Source organism: Vibrio sp. Vb0937, assembly GCF_033338855.1.
Genome location: NZ_JAWOTK010000104.1, coordinates 1 through 1827, shown reverse-complemented (window position 1 = coordinate 1827; position 1827 = coordinate 1). Strand labels below are relative to the sequence as shown.

The window sequence follows — 1827 nt, the reverse complement described above, 5'->3', positions numbered from 1 at the left end:
ATGATGCCTCTGTGTGATGATGTGCCGCTCTTTGCTGAAAGAGTGAGCGGGAGTGGGTATGTTGTACGGAGTGCCTAGTGTATGCGAGGATTTTTCATCCAACAAACTGGACATTTATCCAGTGTCTAAATACCATTGATAAAGATATAAAACATAGGCTAACTCGCTATTATGCAATGGATTCTTGAGCATCAATCTTTCATTCTTTCTTCTCTTTTTGCCGCGACAGCGAGCGGTGTCGCCGTGGGTTGGTGGGTAAAGCAGCGCTTTATTACCCAGACTCAACTACTCGGACAGCAGTTGGTGTCAGAAAAACAGCTTCACCAACAACAGCTTGAACAAGTAAAGCAAAGCCTTGCAGATGCGCAGCAAGAGTTGGATGAACTCGACAACGAGCGCGATAAAGCGGCCTTTGAAGTGCGCCAATCGCACGGCAAGTTGATGGCGGCCATGGAGAAATTGCGTTACTTCGAAGCCGTCAAACAAGAACGTCAGCAGTATTTTGATGAGCTGGGCCAAATGCGCGAACAAAAATCCCGTTTGGAAACGCAGCTTCGTGAGCAGCAGGCGCGCCACGAACAAATGAATCAGGCTAATGCGGAAAAACTGCAAATTTTAGAGCAGGCCGAAGTGCGTCTGAAACAACAGTTTGAGCAACTTGCCAACCAACTGTTTGAAAAGCAAACCGCGAAAGTCGATTTGAAAAATCGTCAAAGTTTAGAAGGGTTGTTGTCACCGTTAAAAGAGCAGTTAGAAGGTTTCAAAAAGCAAGTCAACGACAGCTTTAGCCAAGAAGCTAAAGAGCGTCATACGCTGGTGCATGAGCTGAAAAATCTGCAACGCCTCAATGAACAAATGACTCGAGAAGCCGTGAACCTGACCCAAGCGCTCAAAGGCGATAACAAACAGCAAGGTAACTGGGGTGAAGTGGTGTTGGCGCGCGTTTTAGCCGAATCGGGACTGCGCGAAGGGCACGAGTACGAAACGCAAGTGAACCTACAGAGCGAAGCGGGCAAGCGTTACCAACCGGATGTGATTGTGCATTTGCCACAAAACAAGCAAGTGGTGGTCGATTCGAAAATGGCATTGGTGGCGTACGAGCGCTACTTCAATGCCGAAACGGATGCTGAACGCGACCGCGCGTTAAGTGCTCACCTCACCGCACTGCGTGCGCACATCAAAGGTTTGAGCATGAAGGATTACCACAAGCTCAAAGGCATCCAAAGTCTCGATTATGTGCTGATGTTTATTCCGGTAGAGCCGGCGTTCCAAGTGGCGATTCAAGCTGATCCAAGCTTGATCAAAGATGCGATGGAGCAAAACATCATCTTGGTTAGCCCAACCACGTTGCTGGTGGCACTGCGCACCATCGACAATTTATGGCGCAACGAACGTCAGAATGAAAACGCCAAACTGATCGCCCAGCGCGCCACCAAACTGTACGACAAGCTGCGCTTATTCATCGATGACATGGAAGGGTTGGGCAGCGCATTAGACCGAGCGAACCAAACCTATCAAGGCGCTATGAACAAGCTGGCGACAGGTCGTGGCAACGTGATTCGTCAAGCTGAGAGCTTTAGGCAGTTGGGGGTTGAAATCAAACGACCGATTTCTTCTGACCTTGCGCAGTTGGCGCAAAGTGATGCATTTTCAGAAAATGAATCACCAAATGAATCGTTAGTAGAAAGACATCCGGCTGAGGATAAAGTAAACTAATCGCCCGCAGTACAGAGGGCGACTTTCATTGTCAGCAAACGCCCTGTAGTGAACAAGTGCTGCCCAAGAGGAATTAGAATGACGGACACAAGCTTGCAATCCAATACAGCG

General features: G+C 48.7%; 1 protein-coding gene. It reads left to right on the top strand.

The features are described 5' to 3' along the window. The first annotated feature begins 171 nt into the window (after window positions 1-171). Window positions 172-1716: a DNA recombination protein RmuC gene (gene rmuC, locus R7P67_RS23500; RefSeq protein WP_318086151.1), complete on the top strand. Its 1545-nt coding sequence runs from the start codon at window positions 172-174 to the stop codon at window positions 1714-1716. Window positions 1717-1827: the final 111 nt, after the last annotated feature.